The organism is Streptomyces albicerus, assembly GCF_008905045.1.
GTDB classification, from domain to species: Bacteria; Actinomycetota; Actinomycetes; order Streptomycetales; family Streptomycetaceae; genus Streptomyces; species Streptomyces albicerus.
On record NZ_VWMY01000027.1, the window covers coordinates 135,862 to 153,689 of the forward strand.

14 protein-coding genes and 3 pseudogenes are annotated in these 17,828 nt (G+C 67.2%); 10 read left to right on the forward strand and 7 right to left on the reverse strand.

What is annotated here, in order from left to right:
* The first annotated feature begins 306 nt into the window (after nt 1-306).
* The gene (locus tag GAS53_RS25180; protein ID WP_151479972.1) at nt 307-1,749 is read left to right on the forward strand and encodes an MFS transporter; all 1,443 of its coding nucleotides are present in this window, start codon (nt 307-309) and stop codon (nt 1,747-1,749) included.
* A 431-nt stretch (nt 1,750-2,180) separates the two neighbouring features.
* Here the strand turns inward: GAS53_RS25180 and GAS53_RS25185 are convergent, their stop codons facing one another.
* On the reverse strand, nt 2,181-2,393 hold the full coding sequence (locus GAS53_RS25185; RefSeq protein WP_151479973.1) for a hypothetical protein: 213 nt from the start codon (nt 2,391-2,393) through the stop codon (nt 2,181-2,183).
* 530 nt (nt 2,394-2,923) lie between these two features.
* On the opposite strand from GAS53_RS25185, the gene GAS53_RS25190 reads away from it, so the two are divergent.
* Nucleotides 2,924-3,115, forward strand: a complete 192-nt coding sequence (locus tag GAS53_RS25190) for a hypothetical protein (RefSeq protein WP_151479974.1) — start codon at nt 2,924-2,926, stop codon at nt 3,113-3,115.
* A gap of 289 nt (nt 3,116-3,404) precedes the next feature.
* Here GAS53_RS25190 and GAS53_RS25195 read toward each other — a convergent pair whose 3' ends face one another.
* Nucleotides 3,405-4,421 carry a winged helix-turn-helix domain-containing protein gene (locus tag GAS53_RS25195; protein ID WP_151479975.1) on the reverse strand — a complete coding sequence of 339 codons (1,017 nt, stop codon included), beginning with the start codon at nt 4,419-4,421 and terminating at the stop codon, nt 3,405-3,407.
* A 640-nt stretch (nt 4,422-5,061) separates the two neighbouring features.
* Here GAS53_RS25195 and GAS53_RS25200 point away from each other — a divergent pair.
* The 5 genes from GAS53_RS25200 to GAS53_RS25215 all read left to right on the forward strand — a co-directional run bounded on the left by GAS53_RS25200 (nt 5,062) and on the right by GAS53_RS25215 (nt 9,645).
* Nucleotides 5,062-6,003 carry a LysR family transcriptional regulator gene (locus GAS53_RS25200; protein WP_225859068.1) on the forward strand — a complete coding sequence of 314 codons (942 nt, stop codon included), beginning with the start codon at nt 5,062-5,064 and terminating at the stop codon, nt 6,001-6,003.
* A 207-nt stretch (nt 6,004-6,210) separates the two neighbouring features.
* Entirely contained in the window at nt 6,211-6,405 is a 195-nt protein-coding gene (locus tag GAS53_RS25205) for a hypothetical protein (protein ID WP_151479977.1), read from the forward strand.
* Between the two features lie 199 nt (nt 6,406-6,604).
* Nucleotides 6,605-8,269 (forward strand): tannase/feruloyl esterase family alpha/beta hydrolase, encoded by a 1,665-nt coding sequence (locus GAS53_RS25210; RefSeq protein WP_151479978.1) that lies wholly within the window; start codon nt 6,605-6,607, stop codon nt 8,267-8,269.
* Nucleotides 8,270-8,395: 126 nt separating this feature from the next.
* Complete coding sequence (locus tag GAS53_RS56500; RefSeq protein WP_225859069.1) at nt 8,396-8,836, forward strand: MFS transporter; 441 nt, start codon at nt 8,396-8,398, stop codon at nt 8,834-8,836.
* Nucleotides 8,818-9,645 (forward strand): MFS transporter, encoded by an 828-nt coding sequence (locus tag GAS53_RS25215; RefSeq protein WP_225859070.1) that lies wholly within the window; start codon nt 8,818-8,820, stop codon nt 9,643-9,645. Before GAS53_RS56500 ends, GAS53_RS25215 begins: the two co-directional genes overlap by 19 nt.
* Nucleotides 9,646-9,752: 107 nt before the next feature.
* Here GAS53_RS25215 and GAS53_RS25220 read toward each other — a convergent pair whose 3' ends face one another.
* The 3 genes and pseudogenes from GAS53_RS25220 to GAS53_RS58805 form a co-directional block, all read right to left on the reverse strand.
* Nucleotides 9,753-10,436 carry an MmyB family transcriptional regulator gene (locus GAS53_RS25220; protein ID WP_225859078.1) on the reverse strand — a complete coding sequence of 228 codons (684 nt, stop codon included), beginning with the start codon at nt 10,434-10,436 and terminating at the stop codon, nt 9,753-9,755.
* A gap of 32 nt (nt 10,437-10,468) precedes the next feature.
* Complete coding sequence (locus GAS53_RS25225; RefSeq protein WP_192583270.1) at nt 10,469-11,284, reverse strand: DUF1963 domain-containing protein; 816 nt, start codon at nt 11,282-11,284, stop codon at nt 10,469-10,471.
* A gap of 236 nt (nt 11,285-11,520) precedes the next feature.
* Nucleotides 11,521-12,381, reverse strand: a pseudogene (locus tag GAS53_RS58805) (transposase); the annotation flags it as partial.
* A 187-nt stretch (nt 12,382-12,568) separates the two neighbouring features.
* Here GAS53_RS58805 and GAS53_RS25240 point away from each other — a divergent pair.
* The 3 genes and pseudogenes from GAS53_RS25240 to GAS53_RS25250 all read left to right on the forward strand — a co-directional run bounded on the left by GAS53_RS25240 (nt 12,569) and on the right by GAS53_RS25250 (nt 16,221).
* On the forward strand, nt 12,569-13,627 hold the full coding sequence (locus GAS53_RS25240; RefSeq protein WP_151479980.1) for a vWA domain-containing protein: 1,059 nt from the start codon (nt 12,569-12,571) through the stop codon (nt 13,625-13,627).
* 209 nt (nt 13,628-13,836) lie between these two features.
* A pseudogene (locus GAS53_RS25245) lies at nt 13,837-14,500 on the forward strand (transposase family protein); the annotation flags it as partial.
* A 293-nt stretch (nt 14,501-14,793) separates the two neighbouring features.
* On the forward strand, nt 14,794-16,221 hold the full coding sequence (locus tag GAS53_RS25250; protein ID WP_151479981.1) for a non-reducing end alpha-L-arabinofuranosidase family hydrolase: 1,428 nt from the start codon (nt 14,794-14,796) through the stop codon (nt 16,219-16,221).
* Between the two features lie 94 nt (nt 16,222-16,315).
* Here GAS53_RS25250 and GAS53_RS56505 read toward each other — a convergent pair.
* Both GAS53_RS56505 and GAS53_RS25260 read right to left on the reverse strand, forming a co-directional pair.
* Nucleotides 16,316-16,901, reverse strand: a pseudogene (locus GAS53_RS56505) (transposase family protein).
* Nucleotides 16,902-17,012: 111 nt separating this feature from the next.
* A complete protein-coding gene (locus tag GAS53_RS25260) occupies nt 17,013-17,465 on the reverse strand; it encodes a peptidoglycan-binding domain-containing protein (protein WP_192583271.1) in 453 nt (150 codons plus the stop codon).
* Nucleotides 17,466-17,828 lie beyond the last annotated feature (363 nt).

Consider the following 17,828-nt stretch of genomic DNA (forward strand, 5'->3'; position numbering starts at 1 on the left):
CGCCTCGCTTGCTGCCCCTCGGCCGCCAGCCGGACCACCACACTCCGACGCCGATGCAGATCGATCTCGATCACCTGGCGGTCCTCGATCGGTGTACTTATCAGGCCTCCTGACCTCAGAGAACGGGAGAACGAGCCAGATGTGACAACCACAGCGTCGTCCGCACCCGGCCGGAACGGGAGGCACCGCTCCTACATCGCATCAGGAATGACTACTCCCCCTTAGTGCAACTCTGTGGTTGCACGTGGCGATATTGATGTGCAACCCTAGGGTTGCATTCGATGGCAGCGATGGAGGAGTCACCGCATGAGCGAGGACCAGATCGAACGCGAAACTCTGATCGCGGCGCCCCCGGAGCGGGACCGCCGCTTGACCACCAACACGGCCTCGCCGCCACACATCAGCGGCAGGCAGCGGTTGATCCTGTTCGTCCTGCTCGGTGCCGGGTTCATGCTGTCCGTCGACTTCTCGATCCTGAACGTCGCACTGCCGCAGGTCGGCGCGGGCGTCGGACTTGAACTGACCGGCCTCCCCTGGATCACCTCCGCCTACGCGCTGCCCGCCGCCGGCTTCGCCCTGGTGTTCGGCAGGATGGCGGACCTGTTCGGCCGCCGCAGGCTGTTCCTGTCCGGCATGGTCCTACTGACCGGGGCCTCGTTGCTCGGCGGCTTCGCATCCAATCCCGAGATGCTTCTGACCGCCCGAGCGCTGCAGGGCTTCGCCACCGCGATGACGATCCCCGCGGGATTGTCCCTGCTCACCACCACGTTCGCGGAAGGCGCGATACGCGACCGCGTCCTCGGCCTCAACGGCGCGCTGCTCTCCGCCGGCTTCACCGTGGGCGCACTGGTCGGCGGCACCCTCGTCAGCCTGCTGAGCTGGCGCGCCGCGTTCTTCATCAACGTCCCGGTCGCCGTCGTCATCCTCCTGATCACCCCCGCCCTGATCAGCGAGAGCAGGATGCCTGACCGGGTCAGGCTGGATCTGCCCGGAGCGGTGACCGTGACCGGCGGCCTGCTGGCCGTGATCTACGCGATCATCGAGAAGAACCTGCCCTCGGCCGTCGTCGGCGTACTGCTGCTGACCGCGTTCTGGATGATCGAGCTGCGATCACCCGCGCCGCTCGCTCCCGTACGCATCCTGAGGCGGCCCACGGTGAAATGGGGCAACTACGCCGGGCTCGTGATCTTCACCATGGAGCCCGCCATGATCTTCCTGACGACGATCTATCTGCAGCAGACCCTGGGCTTCTCCCCGCTGACCACCGGCCTGATCTTCGGCGTCCCGGGCCTGGCGGCCGTGGCCGCCGGGGTGATCGCCGGACGCTTCATCGGGCGCTTCGGCAGCCGCAAGGTCCTGACCGTGGGTATGTCCGTGCAGGGCCTGGCAACCCTCCCGCTGGTGTTCCTCGGCGCCGACCGCATGTGGCTCGCGATTCTGATCCCCGCGCTGTTCATCGGGTTCTTCGGGCACGTGACCTCCATCGTGGCGTACACGGTGACCGGGACCTCGGGTCTGCCGAACGAGGAGCAGGGCCTGGCCACGGGTCTGACCTCGATGACCCAGCAGGTGGCCATCACCATCGGTATCCCGGTCCTGAGCGCTGTCGCCGCGACGCAGAGCGTGGAACTGACCGGCATCCACCTCGCACTGAGCGTGAACGTGGCCGTGACACTCATCAGCGTGGTCTTCATCTGGTTCGGGCTGCGTCCCCGTGGCGGGACACCCATGCCGCTGAAGACCCCATGAGCGAAACGGCGGCAGGACCGCGTCAGCGCCCGGAGTCCCTGAGTCCCGCCGCCGTCGCGAACTCCCGTACCCCCTCTTCGGTCATTCGCAGATGGTCTCGGGACGTCTGACCGTTATGCGCACGTCGTAGCGGGTGGCGGGCCGCCGATTCTTCGAGCCGAGGGGTCTTCCAGGTCTGGTTCGTGGGTGATGAGCGTTGGACCAGTCGTGGCGACGACGCAGCTCCGAGCATGTGATGTTCCCGAGGTCTGGCAGGAGTTGGTCCGATGGGCCGATGCGAACGCAGGAACGCGAACGCCCTGCCCACCGGGATCAACTCGGGCAGGCCGCCCGCACAGCCGAGCCGGCTCACCGGTCCACTCGCCCTGCATGACAGCGTTCTGGCCCGACCGCCGTGCGGCCGGGCCAGAACGGGGATCTTCATGACGCTTCTAGCGCGGGGGCGGGGAGGCGAAGACCCACGCCGCGCCGGCCGTCGCGATGTTGGCGGCCGCGATGAGGAGGGGGTCCCGGTCGGAGGGAGCGCTTGAGCGGGTCGGTGCATCGGGTTTCGGGTTGACCTCGATGGCGGCGAAGGCGGGGCTCGTGGCCACGACCAGAGCGCCGGTGGCGAGGGTCAGGGCAGCGACACGGGATGCGAGCATATTGGAGCCGGTCCTTTTCTCTAGTGTCCGCCGGCGCGGTGGTGCGCAGGGGCGAGGTGAGTCGATCCTGCTGATGCCCGCAATTTCTGACGGATCATCAGAAAGTGGGCTGAACGACTGAAGGGAACCTGAAAGGTTCACACTCTCGGCCTACGCCACGCGGGCCCGTTCATCTGATGACGACCACGCCACTGGGCCACGTTCAAGGGGTTTCATCAAAGCTTCTTGGCCGTGAGCGATCTCGTTGGATGGCTTCTCACCAGCGGTTTTCGGATGAGTCCGAAAGGGGGTGTCAGGCGGCCAGGGTTCCTGCACCCTGAGAGCAACCATGCGTTCTGCGCACGCGCGGGGGCGTCGTGACGGTGGGCGGCCCGGGGAGAAGCCCCTGCCGTCCAGGCCGGAGCGGCGCGGTCCGGAACCGGGCGAAATGCCACGGTCCAGCCGACGTTGGGCACGGACGGCCGCAGACATGCCTGGCGCACTTCCGCAGCGCGCGCAGACCACCCTCTTCACCGTGCAAGGAGAAATAGATGGCCGCCCATAGGAAACTGTCTGTCGCCCTCGCTTCCGCCGCGCTGGCCGCGGGCTTCTTCGCCTCGGCGGGACCCGCTGCCGCCTCGTCGGCCGACGAGACCGACAGTGTCCGTATCACCGGGGAGACCCTGGCCGACGAGACCGACAGCGTTCGCATCACCGACACCCCGGATAACCGGGAATTCTGACACTACCGAACCGCCAAGCCCGTGGCCCCGCCGGACAGCGGGCCACGGGGCCACGGGGCCACGGGGCCACGGGGCCACGGGGCCACGGCTGCGTGAACGCGTCTACAGCCGCACCGGATTCTGGCCGGTGTTCCCTGAGCTCGACTCTGTCGGGGATCTTGGTCTCTCCCGGTGCGGCGGCATGATCAGTGGGCATGCTCGGGGCTGTGCTGTCCCGCATCGCCGCCGCCCATCCCCGCGTGACCAAAGCCTGGGTGGACGCCGGCTACCGCACCACCGCCCCAAACGCTCAGTCGGACGGCCGGGGGTGAGGTGGGAGTTCGCCCTGGAGGAGCGCGGTGCCCAACGGCGTGAGGGTGTGGATGACCTGGGCGCCGGCGCGTTGGCTGTGCGTGAGGTTGACCTCTCTGAGGGCAGCGATGTGTTCGCTGGCCGAGGAGGCAGAGATATTCAGGCGTTGGGCGAGTTCTCCGGTGGTGGCGGTGGTGTCCAGGGCGGCCAGCACACGTGCGCGGGTCCGGCCGAGCAGGGTGGCCAGAGCCTCGGGGCGGCGGTCGCGGGTGACCGCCGGTGCCCAGGCCGGGGGGTGGGCGACGGGGTAGGCCAGGACTTGCGGCAGGGTGGGATCGGCCAGGGCGATCGGAGTGTTCCAGCAGAAATGTGAGGAGATCAGTCGCACGCCGCGTCCGCCGAGGTGCACGTCCCGGTCCTCCGGGTAGCGCACGTGCAGCACGGGCGGCCGCCAGTCCATCAGGGGGCGGAAGGAGTCCAGCAGTCCGTGGACGCCGCGATCGTGCAGGACGCGGGTCCGCAGGGCCCGGTCGGCCTCGGTGGTCCTGGCCGTCCCGGTCCAGACAGGCGTGATGATCGTGCGGTGCACCAGCCGGAATGCCGTCGCGACCTCCTCCATCCGGTTCCGTTCGCCGCGGGCAAGACCGCCTGCCCAGCGCGGCAGCGGGTGGGTGTCGGCCAGTCGGTTCATCTCCTGGCGTAGCTGCAGTTGGGGGGTGGCTTGCAATGCCTCCAGCGCGGCTTCCAGGCCGTCGGCCGAGGCGCCTGGCGTCAGGAAGTCGGGCCAGTAGCCCGCCGAAGCGGGTGCCAGGGCGGAGAGCATCCGGACCGGGGCCGCCAGGTGATCCTCGGCCAGCCTGGCGCGGGCCTTGCGCCGCCAGGGGGCGAAGACCGGCAGGCCGCGCCGTGGCGCGGTCAGCTGGTGCAGGCCCAGCAGGGTCTCCCAGACCGGATCCGGCTCCCGGGCCAGTTGGACGCGGGCCAGGTCCCCGTCCGTGAAATGAATGCGCAGCACCTTGTCTCCCCGTGTGTTGGTCGCTGTTGGGACGCTTTCCGGCCGGTGTGTTCTGGATGACGCAGGCTGCCCGTCGCCGTGAGGAGCGGATTGCGCGGACAGCGGTGTTCGCCGCGTGCGTGGTGGATGTGGGCGATGGACCGCTGGTGCGGACTCGCGAGAGCGGAAGCCACGGGCCGTGTGGTCCGGCAGCGTTCGGCCCGTCCGTGGCCGTCACTCCGGCGGGACGTTGTCTCCGGTCCGGCCGTCCAAGGGCCCTTGCTGGTGGAGAGCCGGGTGTGCGCGGGTGCTGGGCGGCGTTCCTACCGGCACGCCGGGCCTCCCTGGGCGCCACCAACGCGGCCCGGCGGCAAGGCGGATAGGAACAGGGGCACCGACACGACGGTGGCGCAGGGGCCGTCGGCCGGAAGAAAGCCGGCGGGCAGCACACAGTTCACGCCAGAAGGCAGGCGTGTCTTCATTCCGTCTCCCCCTCGATCCACAGCTGTGACCACTCGGCTCGTCTCGGTGGTCAGCCCGGTCGGCGGAGTGGCCCCCACAGAGTCATACGAGGACATCGTGTTTGTCAGGGAGGTGAGTGATGAGAAAATACGCGTGATCGATGCGGTGGCCGCATGGCCACAGGTGGAGGACGTCTGCTGTGTCTGATTCGGTGGGACCAGCGGAGCCGAGCATCCATCAGCTGCGGCTGTTCCTGGCGCTGAGCGAGGAGCTGCATTTCGGCAGGGCGGCGGCACGGCTGCACATGACCCAGTCGGCGCTGAGCCGTCAGATACAGGATCTGGAGAGGCGGCTGGGCGTCCTCCTGTTCTCGCGGGACAGCCGCACGGTGTTCCTCACGGATGCGGGCCGTTCCCTGACGGTGGAGGCGCGCGCCACGGTAGAGGCGATGGGCCAGCTGCGCGTCCGCGCCGACCAGTGGGCCCGTACCCTCGCCGGGCATGTGGTGGTCGGGACTGTCGGCGCGGAGGCGGCGATGCCCTACACCCACGCGATCCTCGAGCACCTCCGCGCCCGCCATCCTCGGATCACCGTGGAGATACGCAGCCTCAACTTCGCCGAACACCTCGCGCAGTTGCTCTCCGGCACCATTGATATCGCTTTCCTCCGGCCGCCGGTGCCGCCGACCATCGAGCTGCTGGAACTGGCCACCGAACCCCGCGTCGCCTGCCTGGCGGTCACCGACCCCCTGGCGGACCGGGCCGAGGTCTGCCTCGCCGACCTCACGGACCGCGCCTTCGTGGACGTCCCCCCGGAGGTGCCCCGGCTCTGGTGGGATTTCTGGGCGGTGGACCCGCGCCCGGACGGCACGCGCGTGCGCTACGGCCCAGTCGTCTCCGACATGGAGGGGCTGCTGCTCGCGGTGGCCCAGGGGCGGGGAATGTGCTTCCTGCCTGCTGCAGCCCGGGACTTGTTCCCCCGCCCGGGGGTGCGCTACCTCGACGTGGTGGATCTGTCCCCGTCGGTGTCGGCCCTCGGCTGGCTGGCCCAGCATCGCCACCATCCGGGCGTACAAGCCATGCGGGCGGCCGCGGCCGCCGCCATCGCCGCCCCCGGCTGGGAGCACGGCCCGTCCCGCTGAGCATGGCCGACCCGTTCCCCGGCCGCGAGGGCTTCTCGGCCCGTGACGCAAGCGTGCTCGCAACTTCCCCGGCACCGGCACGCTGAGGAACGACCAGCAGCTCACAGGGGCGAACGGGTGATGTCGTATCACGACTGAAGCCGGACGCCCCGGCCGGCACGCATCCCCGTGGGAGGGCGGGCCCGACCCAGTGATGGTGGTCTCCCGGTGGCGCTCCCCCTCGCCGGTCTCTCAGGTCGCGACGGCCTGGACGGCGAGGACAACGCGGGCAACGCGTTGGGGGTGAAGGGGCTCGGCGAGGTCGTCCAGGTGGGTGTGGCGGCCGCGATCGGCAACGCGGTCTTCAACGCCACGGGCCGCCGCGTCCGCCAACTGCCCATCAGCGCCGAGACGTTGCTCTGAGCCGAGCGCCGGCCGCTGCGGAGCGGCCCAGCGCCCCGGGCACTCCTTCCTCGTCCGGCAGTCGGTCCCCCGTCCGGGTGCCGGACCCTCCAGGGCCGCCGCCGCGTGATGACGCTCCCCCGCGGCGCGGTGGGCGGCCCCTCATTCCCTGGCAGTGAGATGCCGACATTTTCTGGAGTCCATCTCAGAAAGGCCTCTGATGCAGCAACCCACACATCCTCGATCCCACAGGAGCCAGCGGTCTCGCTGGCTGTTGGTCGGCGGCACCCTGGTCGCGGCTTCGGCCTCGCTCTGGACGCTGGTCACGCCCGACGGCGCGACCGCCACTGCCACACCGAGCGCTACGTGTTCCGGCCTCGCCTCCGATCTGCTGGAGAAGCACAAGGTCAAGTCGGCGACTTCCGAGGTCGTCTCCGCGACGTCGGACGTTCCCGCCCACTGCCAGGTCGACCTGGTACCGGAACGCGCGATCAACATCCGGGTCGTTCTCCCGCTCAATGAAGCCGACGATGGCAAGGGCGGAACCGAGTCGGGCGCCTGGAACGGACGCGTCCTCAACATCGGTGGCGGCGGCTACCAGGGCGTCATCTCCGACCTTTCCTTCCCGCTGCAGCGTGGCGAGGTCGGCTCGAACACCGACACCGGTCACAACCAGGCTTGGTGCAACGCCACCAACTCCAAGACCGGTCTGACCAACGCGCAGCCGGACTGCGGCCTGGTCGGCGGCGGCTTCGTCCTCGACCCACGTGGCAAGCTACTGACCTCGCAGGTCAAGGACTTCATCGATCGCAGCGAGTACGCCCAGACGACCTGGGCCCTCAAGCTCACCAAGAGTTACTACGGCGAAGATGCCCGCAGGAACTACTGGGTCGGCGCATCGACCGGCGGTCGACAGGGCTGGCAGATGGCCCAGAAGCACGGCGATCTCTACGACGGCTTCCTCATCGGCTTCCCGGCCATGAACTGGAACCGTTTCCCCGTTGCGGAAGCCTGGCCCGCCATCGTCGTCCACGAACTGCTCGCCTCAAAGGGCCTGGCACCCGCCAAGAGTGACGCAGCGAACGCGGCCGCCGTCGCCGCCTGCGACAGCCAGGACGGCGTAAAGGACGGCGTCATCGCTGAGCCTCGTCGCTGCACCTTCGACGCCCGTGACGTCAGGGGCCTGACCCCTCAAGAGGCCAAGGCCGTCAACCTGATCTGGGACGGGCCCCGCGACGCGCACGGCAACCGCCTGTGGGGCGGCATCACCCGTGGAACCCCCTTCTCCACACTGCTGCCGGGCGGCAATGACATGAACCCGATGATCGACACCTGGATCCGCCACTGGCTCAAACAGGACGCCAACTACGACTGGCGCTCCCACCTGACTATCAAGAACTTCCCCCAGACATTCGAAGCCGCCTGCCGCAAGTTCGCGGGAATCGCCTCGACCGACAGCACCGACCTGTCGGACGTCCGCCACAACAAGGGCAAGATCCTCTACTTCGTCACCACGAACGACCCTCTGATCGTGCCCTTCGGCTCCTACAACTACCAGCAGCGCCTGTTCGACCGGTACGGCGTCGAGGGCACCCGTTCCTTCGTACGAACCTTCTACTTCCCCAACGTCGGCCATGAGCCCCCGTCTCTGACCGGCTCAGCCCCCGCCAAGTCCCAGCTCCTCGACGCTCTCGAAGCCTGGACCGAACACGGAAAGGCACCGGAGTCCTTCAACCAGAACGACACGGCGGCGGGCGTCAAGCGGACCATCTGCGCCTACCCCGACACCACCAAGGCGGCCGGCGCCGGCGCAGACTGCCAGACACAGACCAAGGTCTCCGCTGACCTCGCCGACGCCTCCCGCACCGTAATGGACCGTCGCTGACCCCAGTGACTGATGAAGGAAGGGGCCGCGCCCACATCGCGCGCGGCCTCTACGGCGTCCCCACCCCGCAGCGGTCGCACGTCGCCCTGAAAGTCGCACGTCGCCCTGAAAAGGGAATACAACCGAATGTCACCCACGACCGACGGCCGACCCCACAAGCTGCCCTTGGTCGCCCTGGTGCTGTCCGCCGGGACATTTCGCATGGGCACCACCGAATTCGTCATCGCACGCCTGCTGCCCGAGATCGCCGACGATCTGAATGTCAGCGTGTCTCAGGCAAGTCTGCTGATCACGGCGTTCGCGGCAGGCATGATCGTCGGCGCACCGGCGATGGCTATCGCGACGCTGCACCTGCCCCGGCGCTCCACGCTGATCCTCGCGCTCGTCGTCTTCGCCCTGGGCCACCTGGTCGCCGCGCTCAGCTCGTCCTTCGCGCTCGTGCTCGCGGCCCGCGTGGTGACCGCACTGGCCACAGGGACCTTCTGGTGCGTCGCCGCGGTCGTGGCCACGACCGCGGCAGGGCCGGCAGCGACGTCACGGCCCTGGGCATGCTCCTGGGAGGTCTGACCGTGGCCACCGTGGCGGGCGTACCTCTGGGCGCGTGGCTGGGGCAGCTGTCGGGCCGGCGCGGGCCGTTCTGGGCGCTGGCCGCGCTGTCGGCCGGCGCGGCGGTGGTCATCGGCCGGTACATCCCTGCCGACGAGCGGCGCGAAGCGCCTTCTGTCCGGGCCGAGTTCGCCGCGCTGCGGGATGTTCGGGTCTGGCCGACGCTGAGTTCCATGACGCTGCTGATGGGCGGTGTCCTGGCGACGTACACCTGCATCTCGCCCCTGCTCACCGAGCGGGCCGGGATCCCCGCTGGAGCCGTGCCCGTGCTCCTGACCGGCTACGGCCTGGGCTCCCTGCTGGGTACCACGGTCGGCGGGCGCCTGGGCGACCGTCGACCACTCGCCACGCTCATCACGGCCGCCACCATGACCACGCTGGTGCTGCTGTTGTTGACCTCGCTCTCCCCGAGCCCCGTGGCGGCCATCGTCCTGGTGACGCTCATGGGGATGACCGGCTTCGCCCCGACCCCGGTGCTCGGCGCGCTGGCCCTGCGCTTCTCCGGTTCCGCGCCCACCCTCTTCTCCGGCCTCAGCGGCTCGGCGCCCAACGTGGGCATAGCCATCGGTTCCTGGACGGCGGGCCTCGCCCTGACCTCACCGCTGGGGCAAGCGGGGCCCTCGCTGGTCGGCAAAGCGGCGGCCGTCCTCACCCTCGTACCGCTGACGGCCCTCGCGCTGATGCGCGCCACCCGCTCCGAGACGTCCCCACCTCAGCCCCTAGCTGCCGCAGACCAGTCGATCGGGTGCGGCACTCAGGACATTGGCTGACGCGGCGCTTGGCTCGTCCCACGCGCGAGCAACAGGTCACGCTCGCGGACCGACAGAGCCTGAGGTACAGCCCGGCGGGGTCACCGTCGGTGTGGGCGCGACACCGGTCAGCGGAGGGACGAAGAGGGCGACATGTTCTGGTCAGAGGCCCAGGAGGCGAGGATGCGCAGCTGCTCGTGGGTGGGAGAACCAGGGGCGGCGGTCCAGACGGTCAGGTGCTGGTCGGGATCGGTGTTGGCGGTGAGGGTGTCCCAGTCCAGGACGAGTTCGCCGACGACCGGATGGTTGAGGGTCTTGGTGCCCACGGTACGGGCCGCGACGCGGTGATCGCCCCACCACTGGGCGAACTGCTTGTCACGTGTGGACAGTTCACCGACCAGCTCGATCAGACGGGGATCCTCGGGATACTTCGCCGCCTCCATCCGCACCTGCGCCACGGCGATCCGCGCCGAGCCCTCCCAGTCGGCGTACAGGCCGCGCATCGCCGGATCGGTGAAGATGAGCCGCGGGTAGTTGCGGTGCTTCTCCGGAATACGGGAGAAGTCGATGACCAGCGCGGCCGCCAGCGCGTTCCACGCCAGAATGTCCCCGCGCCACCCCTGCACGATGGCCGGGGTGGCGGTGAGGTCGTCCAGCACGCGCTGCAGTTGGGGCTGAACCTTCTGCCTGCCGTGGCGCCGGGTGCGGGCGGTGGTGGTCTTGCCCGCGAGCTGGAAGAGATAGCCCCGCTCGTCGTCGTCCAGGTGGAGGACGCGGGCGATGACGTCCAGCACAGGAGCGGACGCCTGCATACGGCCCTGCGCTTCCAGGCGGCGGGTTCTTTTCACGGATTCCAGTGCATTGACTCAGATACTCGCTCGAAGCGCCGGGCGGCCAGTTCCTGCCTCCGGATCGCCCAGTGAAGTGAAAAGCCTTCCCTGCCCTCGATGCTGGGTTTCCAGTCCGCCAACAGTGCCCAGTCCTTGAGGTCCCCGGTCTCATCCGAGGATATCGCAGCCGACTCTACGGGGTTCACGTCCATGGATTCCTCCAGGGCGTACCCGCCCACTTGCACCCACCCGCCGCGGGGGAAGTCACGGCCGTCCACGTTCCACAAATCCGAGTGGATGCTCGCGTAGGGAGCCCAGGGAAGGTCCTCGCCCCGCCAACCATGGTCCGTGGCCTTCGCCTTCGAGCTGTGGAACGGCAGGGACACATCGGCGGCCATGTGCAGTTCACCCTGCGAATATTGCTCTGTTATCTCCAGACAATCCGGATCCTCATCGTAGTACTCGAAGGTAATTTCCCGTTTTTCGACGGCCGCCCCCTCGGGGACGTACATCACTTGACCGCCACCGTCCAGGTCGGGGAACGCGAATAGCAACAGACGACCGTCGGGCGGCAGTAGAAGCCCCGTCACCTTTTCGGGCAGATCTGCACAATTGAGCGAGGCGACGAACGGAAACTCGGGGTCTGGTGCGCCGGGGGGAAGCAGCAGGGGGCCGCCATAGCGGCCCACGACGGGCCCGTCCCCGTCCAGCGTCAGGGTCGCACAAGGGAGGGCGGCACCTATCCACTGTTCCACGACGTCGGAGGGGATATTCCGCCTCACCATCTCCGCACGGTACCGGTCCAGCTTGTCCAACATCTCAGGCGTCATGCGGGAACTATAGTGTGTCAGCTCACGCCATACACGCGGTGCGCAAACCCTGCGATCACCGACGCCCTGGCCGAAGCAGCACGCGCCCAGATACGCGCTCCACCTCGAACACCCCGACAACGCCCTCATACTGAACGCCAATTGCTGCGACGACTCGCTTCCTATGCGCGGTGTCGACAACGTCTGCCGTTATATGCGCGAACGCCAGATTGCTCTCGCGCTCCAACAAAGTTGCATAGGCCCTGCCGGACGGCGGTGATGAGGTCCTCAGGTTCGGCGAACGCGCGGTTGGCCAGCGTCGTGCGACGGAGGACGGACCAGATTCCCTCGACAGGGTTGAGGTCGGGTGCGTAGGAGGGGCAGCTGGTAGACGGTGAGCCAGTCGTGGGCGGCGATGTAGCGGCGCATCCCTGCTGCCAGGTGGGTGTTGAGGCTGTCCCACACCAGCACAATCCGGTCGCCGAGTTGGTGGTGGGCGGCCCGTATGAGGTCGCGGTAGTAGGTCCAGGCGAAGCTCTTGCGTCCGTCCGGACGGGTGTCTGGCCTCGGCCGGTAGATCAGCTGGGACGGTTGTTCGAGTTTGTAGCAGGCCAGGTGGCGATGGATGGGCGGCGGGAGCGACCGCGGACCCGCTCGATTGGTGTGTGGCTGCGCCGGGACCAGGTGCGGGTGGTTGGCGGCGTCATCGAGCAGACGGCCTCGTCCTCGAACATGAGCCAGGTGTCGAGCGCCGCTGCGGTCATTCCATGTGCGGCCAGGTCTCCTTCGCCCAGCCGGCCACCGTTTCCTCATCCCGCCCGACGGCCTGGCGCGCGGGGACCTGGCAGGTCCGGCCGTGTCGCTTGAGCAGGGCCGTGACGCCCTGAATCGTGTAGCTCTGGTGGCACCGGCGTTCGATGAGGGTCTTGATTCGCGTCAGAGTCCAAATCTGCCAGTGCTCGCGTGCCTCCTGCCGCCCACGCCTTCCGCCGGCGTTGCACTGAACGAACGGTGACTCGGAGGTCACGTGCGACAACAGTGGTGTCGTCTCCTAGGGCGAAACACTCGGCCGCCTCTCGCCGCAGCCGCTCACGAGACGTCCAGCGCTCGGCGGTCAACCCGCCCCCCGGCGTCCCTCATCTCATACAGACGGCACACCGCCGGGACCATCAACTGCCAGCCCCCACGACACCACGCTTCGAAGGTCAGTAGATGCAGGCAGGTGATTGAGCGTCAAACGCATTGTCAGTGCCTCCCCATAGAATGAGGACATCACTCGGGGAGCCTCGGAGGGGGAGCAAAAACGTGTCCGCAAACAAGATCCAGCACAAGGTGAATCACGTTGCGCTGGTGGTGGACTGTTCGGGTTCAATGCGTCCGCACCAGAGTCAACTCATTCGCGTTGTGGACGAGTTCGTGGCGGGGTTGAAGGCCGAATCGGACAGCCTCGGCCACGAAACCAGGATCAGCCTCTACTCCTTCGACCACAAGGTGGAGAACCTGGTCTGGGACATGGACGTGAAGCATCTTCCGTCCATGCGGGGGCTGTATCAGGTCAACAACGGCGCTACGGCCCTCATTGAGGCTTCTCTGAAGTCCCTGGACGACCTGGGCCATATCTGGGAGGAATACGGTGAGCACAGCTTCCTCCAGATCGTGGTGACGGACGGCGAGGAGAACGCCTCCGGCGGCGACAGGCGGCACGACGGCGACATGGCCATCCTTGGCCCCTGGCTCGACAGGATCACGGCGAAGATGAGCGGGCTTCCGGGCCACTGGACTTCCGCGATCCTCGTTCCGAACTCCCTGGCCAAGCGGACCGCCCAGAACTACGGTTTCCCGGCCGGAAACATCGCCATCTGGGATGCGGATTCCCAGAAGGGCGTCGAGGAGGCGATCGGCACCGTGCGCGCTGCCGCCACCAGCTTCCTCCGCGGGCGAGAGCAGGGAGTGCGCGGAACGAAGAACCTGTTCACCGTCGGTCAGGACATATCGGTTGACGAGGTGCGGTCGAAGCTCGAACCGATTCCGGCCGACAAGTACCGGCTCCTGAAAGTCGATAAGGAGGTCGAGATTCGCCCCTTCGTCGATTCACATCCGGGCGTGACGTACGAACGTGGTTCGTGCTACTACCAGCTGGGCGCCCGGGCTCAGGTTCAGCAGAACAAGGAAGTCATCGTGGTCGAGAAGGACACCGACCGCGCCTATACGGGAGACGCGGCGCGCAGCCTTTTGTTCGGTACGGGTGTCCAGGGGACCGTCTCCGTGAAGGCCGGGAACAACCCTAAGTTGGAGGTGTACGTACAAAGTCGTTCGGTGAATAGGAAGCTCAAGCCGAAGACTCGTCTGCTCATCATGCTCTGAAATCAAAGAGCGACGAGCGGGGACTCGGGAGCAGCCTGCTCCCGTTGCTCGACACCGTCGTGAGCAACAGATGTCGCCCCGTGCGGTCACCGACGGCACGGGGCGGCGCGAAGGCCGGGGTTTGTTCACGGACACAGAGTGTTTTCCAACCTGCCGGTGAGGATGGGCAGTTGGGCTGACAGACAAGTGAAGCCCCTGGTAGATGGGTGTCCCGGTCGCGGCGCCTGAGCACCGGCCAGCAGGCGCTCCTCACCCTCGCCCACCTGCGTAACGGTCACCCGTACGCCCAACTCGCGGCAGGATTCGGGATCGGAACCACCACTGCCTACCGCTACGTCACCGAGGCCGTCGAGGCCCTGGCCGCCCACGCCCCACGCTGACCCAGGCGATTCGTACAGCATCCGCGAAGGCGCTCGTGCAGCTGGACGGGACTCTGCTGCCGATCGACCGGATCGCCGCCGACCGGCCCTTCCACTCCGGAAAGCACAAGAAGCACGGGATGAACGTGCAGATCCTCGCCGGTCCGTCCGGCCGTCTGATGTGGGCTTCACCGGCGCTGCCTGGCGCCGTCCACGACCTCCGGGCCGCCCGTGAGCACGGCGTCATCGACGCCCTCGCCGAGGCCGGCGTCACGTGCTGGGCGGACAAGGGATATCGAGGTGCCGGGGGCATGGTCCGGCTCCCTGCTGGAGCCGCTGGGAGACGCTTTCCGCGGGCCGGCAGGCGGTCAACCGGTCCCACGCGAAGATACGGGCCCTTGCCGAGCAGGCCATCGCCACCCTGAAGTCCTGCCGGCTCCTGCGGAAGCTCCGCTGCTCGACCACTCGGCTCACCAGCCTGGTCCAGGCTGTCCTCACGCTCGTGATCGTCACGCATGAGACACCCGTAATGATCACCAAGCCGGTGCCCGCACCGCTATCTGCCCCTCACGCCAAAGACCCGTACAACCACGGGACTTGAGGCCGCCTGGTTTCAGCATGTGAATGTTCCGGCTTGCGAATTGTGCGAGAGGTATTGACGCTGATCACCGGAACCCTATTATCCAGTTGCTCGATACTTCGACCCATGTTCGCCATACCGAACACTCCAGGGCCGCACCACACCGCCTCCGGACAGCCCCTGACGGGCCAAATCGGAGTCGCTTGCTCAAGGATGACGAGGTCCTTATGCACAGACGTAGTTTCAGTCTCAGACGCCCGTCCACGGTGCTCGCCGCCGCGGTTGCGGCCCTGGCCGCGTTGGCGGCGCTACTCGTCGCCAGCCCGGCTCAGGCAGCCACCACCAGTGACGTGCGCGGTGTTGATTCCGGCCGGTGTCTCGATGTGGCGGGATTCAGCCAGACCGACGGCGCGAACGTGCACATCTGGGACTGCCACGGTGGAACCAATCAGCAGTGGACGTTGACGGACAGCAACCAGCTGACCGTGTACGGCAACAAGTGCCTGGATGTCCGGGGCGGCGCCACCACGTCCGGGACCCCGGTGCAGATCTGGGCGTGCAACGGCAGTGACAACCAGCAGTGGCGGGTGAACTCCGACGGCACGATCGTCGGCGTGCGGTCCGGGCTGTGCCTGGAGGTCTCGGGCTGGGGTAAGGCCAACGGCGCGGGGGTGCAGATCTGGTCGTGCCACGGCGGCAACAACCAGAAGTGGACCGGCCTGTCCGGGGCGAGCAACGCGTGTGCTCTTCCGTTGACCTACCGGTGGACCTCGTCGGGTCCGCTGGCGCAGCCGGCGAACGGGCAGCTCGCGCTGAAGGACTTCACCACCGTGAAGTACAACGGCCAGAACCTGGTCTACGCAACCACCTCCAACGGAACGGATTGGGGCTCGACGATGTTCAGTCCCTTCACGAACTGGTCGGACATGGGGGCGGCCACCCAGACCCAGATGACCGACGGCGCGGTGGCGCCCGAACTGTTCTACTTCGCGCCCAAGAACATCTGGGTGATGGTGGACCAGTGGGGTCTGGTGCCGCTCTACTACCGCACGTCCAACGACCCCACCAACCCCAACGGCTGGTCCGCCCGGCAGCCGCTGTTCACCGGCAGCCTCCCCGAGGGCCCCGGGACCCGCAGGGACGCCCCGATCGACGCGACCATGATCGCCGACGACCAGAACATGTACCTGTTCTTCGCCGGTGACAACGGCAAGATCTACCAGGCGAGCATGCCGATCGGGAACTTCCCCAGCAGCTTCGGCTCGTCGTACACGACGGTCATGAGTGACACGGAGAAGCTTCTGTTCGAGGCGCCGGAGGTCTACAAGGTCAAGGGCCAGAACCAGTACCTCATGATCGTTGAGGCGCAGGGTACGCACCGCTACTTCCGCTCGTTCACCGCCTCCAGCCTGAACGGTCCGTGGACCGTCCAGGCCGGCAGCGAGAGCAGCCCCTTCGCAGGCCAGGCCAACAGCGGTTCCACCTGGGCCCAGGGCGTCAGCCACGGTGACCTGGTCCGCGACAACCCCGACCAGACCATGACCATCGATCCCTGCAACCTGCAGTTCCTCTACCAGGGCCTCCTCAACGACACAACGGAACCCAACTACCTGAAACTGCCGTACCGGCCGGGCCTGCTCACCCTGCAGCGCTGACCCGCCTGATCCACGGTGATCGCGATGTGGTGCGGTCCGCCGATGCGTGGACGAGCTGTCTACGGCGTGGGCAACTCCACCTACTGACCGATACTCACCGCCTTGAGGAACCCCAGCCGCGCGTCGGCCGGGGTTCCTCTCTTTCGTGGGCTTTCATGCCCTTGAGGGTGGCCATGGCCTGCTAGCCGAGACAGCGAATTTTGGCGTGGGCGATGTTGTGGCGGCGCTACCACCGCTTGAGGCGCCGGCCGCGAAACGGTACCCGGACGGGTCCGCCGACGCCTTGATACGCCACGTGCATGCCGTGACGCTTGTGTTTCCCGGAGTAAGGGAGTGTCAGCGGCGATGCGGTCGATCGGCAGCAGGGTGCCGTCGAGGATGACGAACGCCTTCTCCCGGATCGTCTGCATCGACTCAACCAGGGACGGAGCGAGGGTGGCCAGGGCCTCGACGGCTTCACGTATGTAGCGGTAGACAGTCGCGATCCCGATGCCGAACCCGGCGGCCTGCTGGGCTTAGGTGTCACCGCACCGCAGGTGGGCCAGGGCGAACAGGGCCTGTCGCGAGGCGGGAAGGCGTCGCCACCGCGTCCCGATGTCCTGCCGCCTGGCCGTCAGTCGTCCGGTCAGGAACCGCCAGGTGCGGCTGGACAGATCAATCGAGGACGGGCAGACAAGCACACGAAGCTCCTGGCAGACACGGATGATCTCGGTCGAGGACCCGCCTACCAGGAGCTTCGTCGTTGTGCGGGACGGTCCAACTCGTGGTCAGCACCGCCAGATCGGAAAGGCTCAGTTGCAGTTGATCCGTTGCCCGGTCTCGAGGCTGTAGTTCGCCCACACCATCGCATTTGCCGTATTGGGGCCGTAGTCACCGTCTGCCGCCACGCCAACCCTTTTCTGAACGGAGATGAGCGCTGACTCGGTAGCCGGCCCGAAGATCCCGTCCGTGGCCAGCCTGTATCCGTAGCAGGAATTGAGATTCTTCTGCAGGGCGGTGACCCCCGAGTTGCTCATCCCGCGGTCCATCCAGCAGTTGCCCGTGTTGGCGACGGTGGCCCAGGGCATGTACTTGTAAGAGGTGGGATTGGTGACGTTGTTGTAGAGAGTCACCCCACGGCCGCACGGGTAGTCAGCCGCGGCGGTCGCGGACGGCGCGGCGGCGAGTGCGCTGCCGGTGAGGCCCGCCAGCAAGGCTCCTGTGGCCACGAACGATCTGATGCGTACGCGTCGGATCTTGATCAACGGTGCTCCATCTTCCAATTGTCGGACAGCTTGAGCCTCATCCATCCTCGGTCCGACCTGGCGTGATGCAGGCAGAGGATGACCTGGACAAGGCTCGTGATGCGAGTGTGTGACGCCCCATTTTCTGGCCTCGCCCATGGACCTTAGGGTCATCAAGGGCTTCGGACTTTGTCATCCGTGCAGGGAACTTTGTCAGTCGTGCACCGCCTCAAGGTGACGTCGCATCAGGTGAGGGCCCTGCGTCTGCCCGTCGAAGCCGTTGCGCAGCGAGAGAGAATCCCGCCAAACTGGCGGCGGGAACCGTCCGTGTCTAGGGGGACTTGTGGGGGAACGGGCCGAGGCGCTGTCAGGCCGGCTCTATGA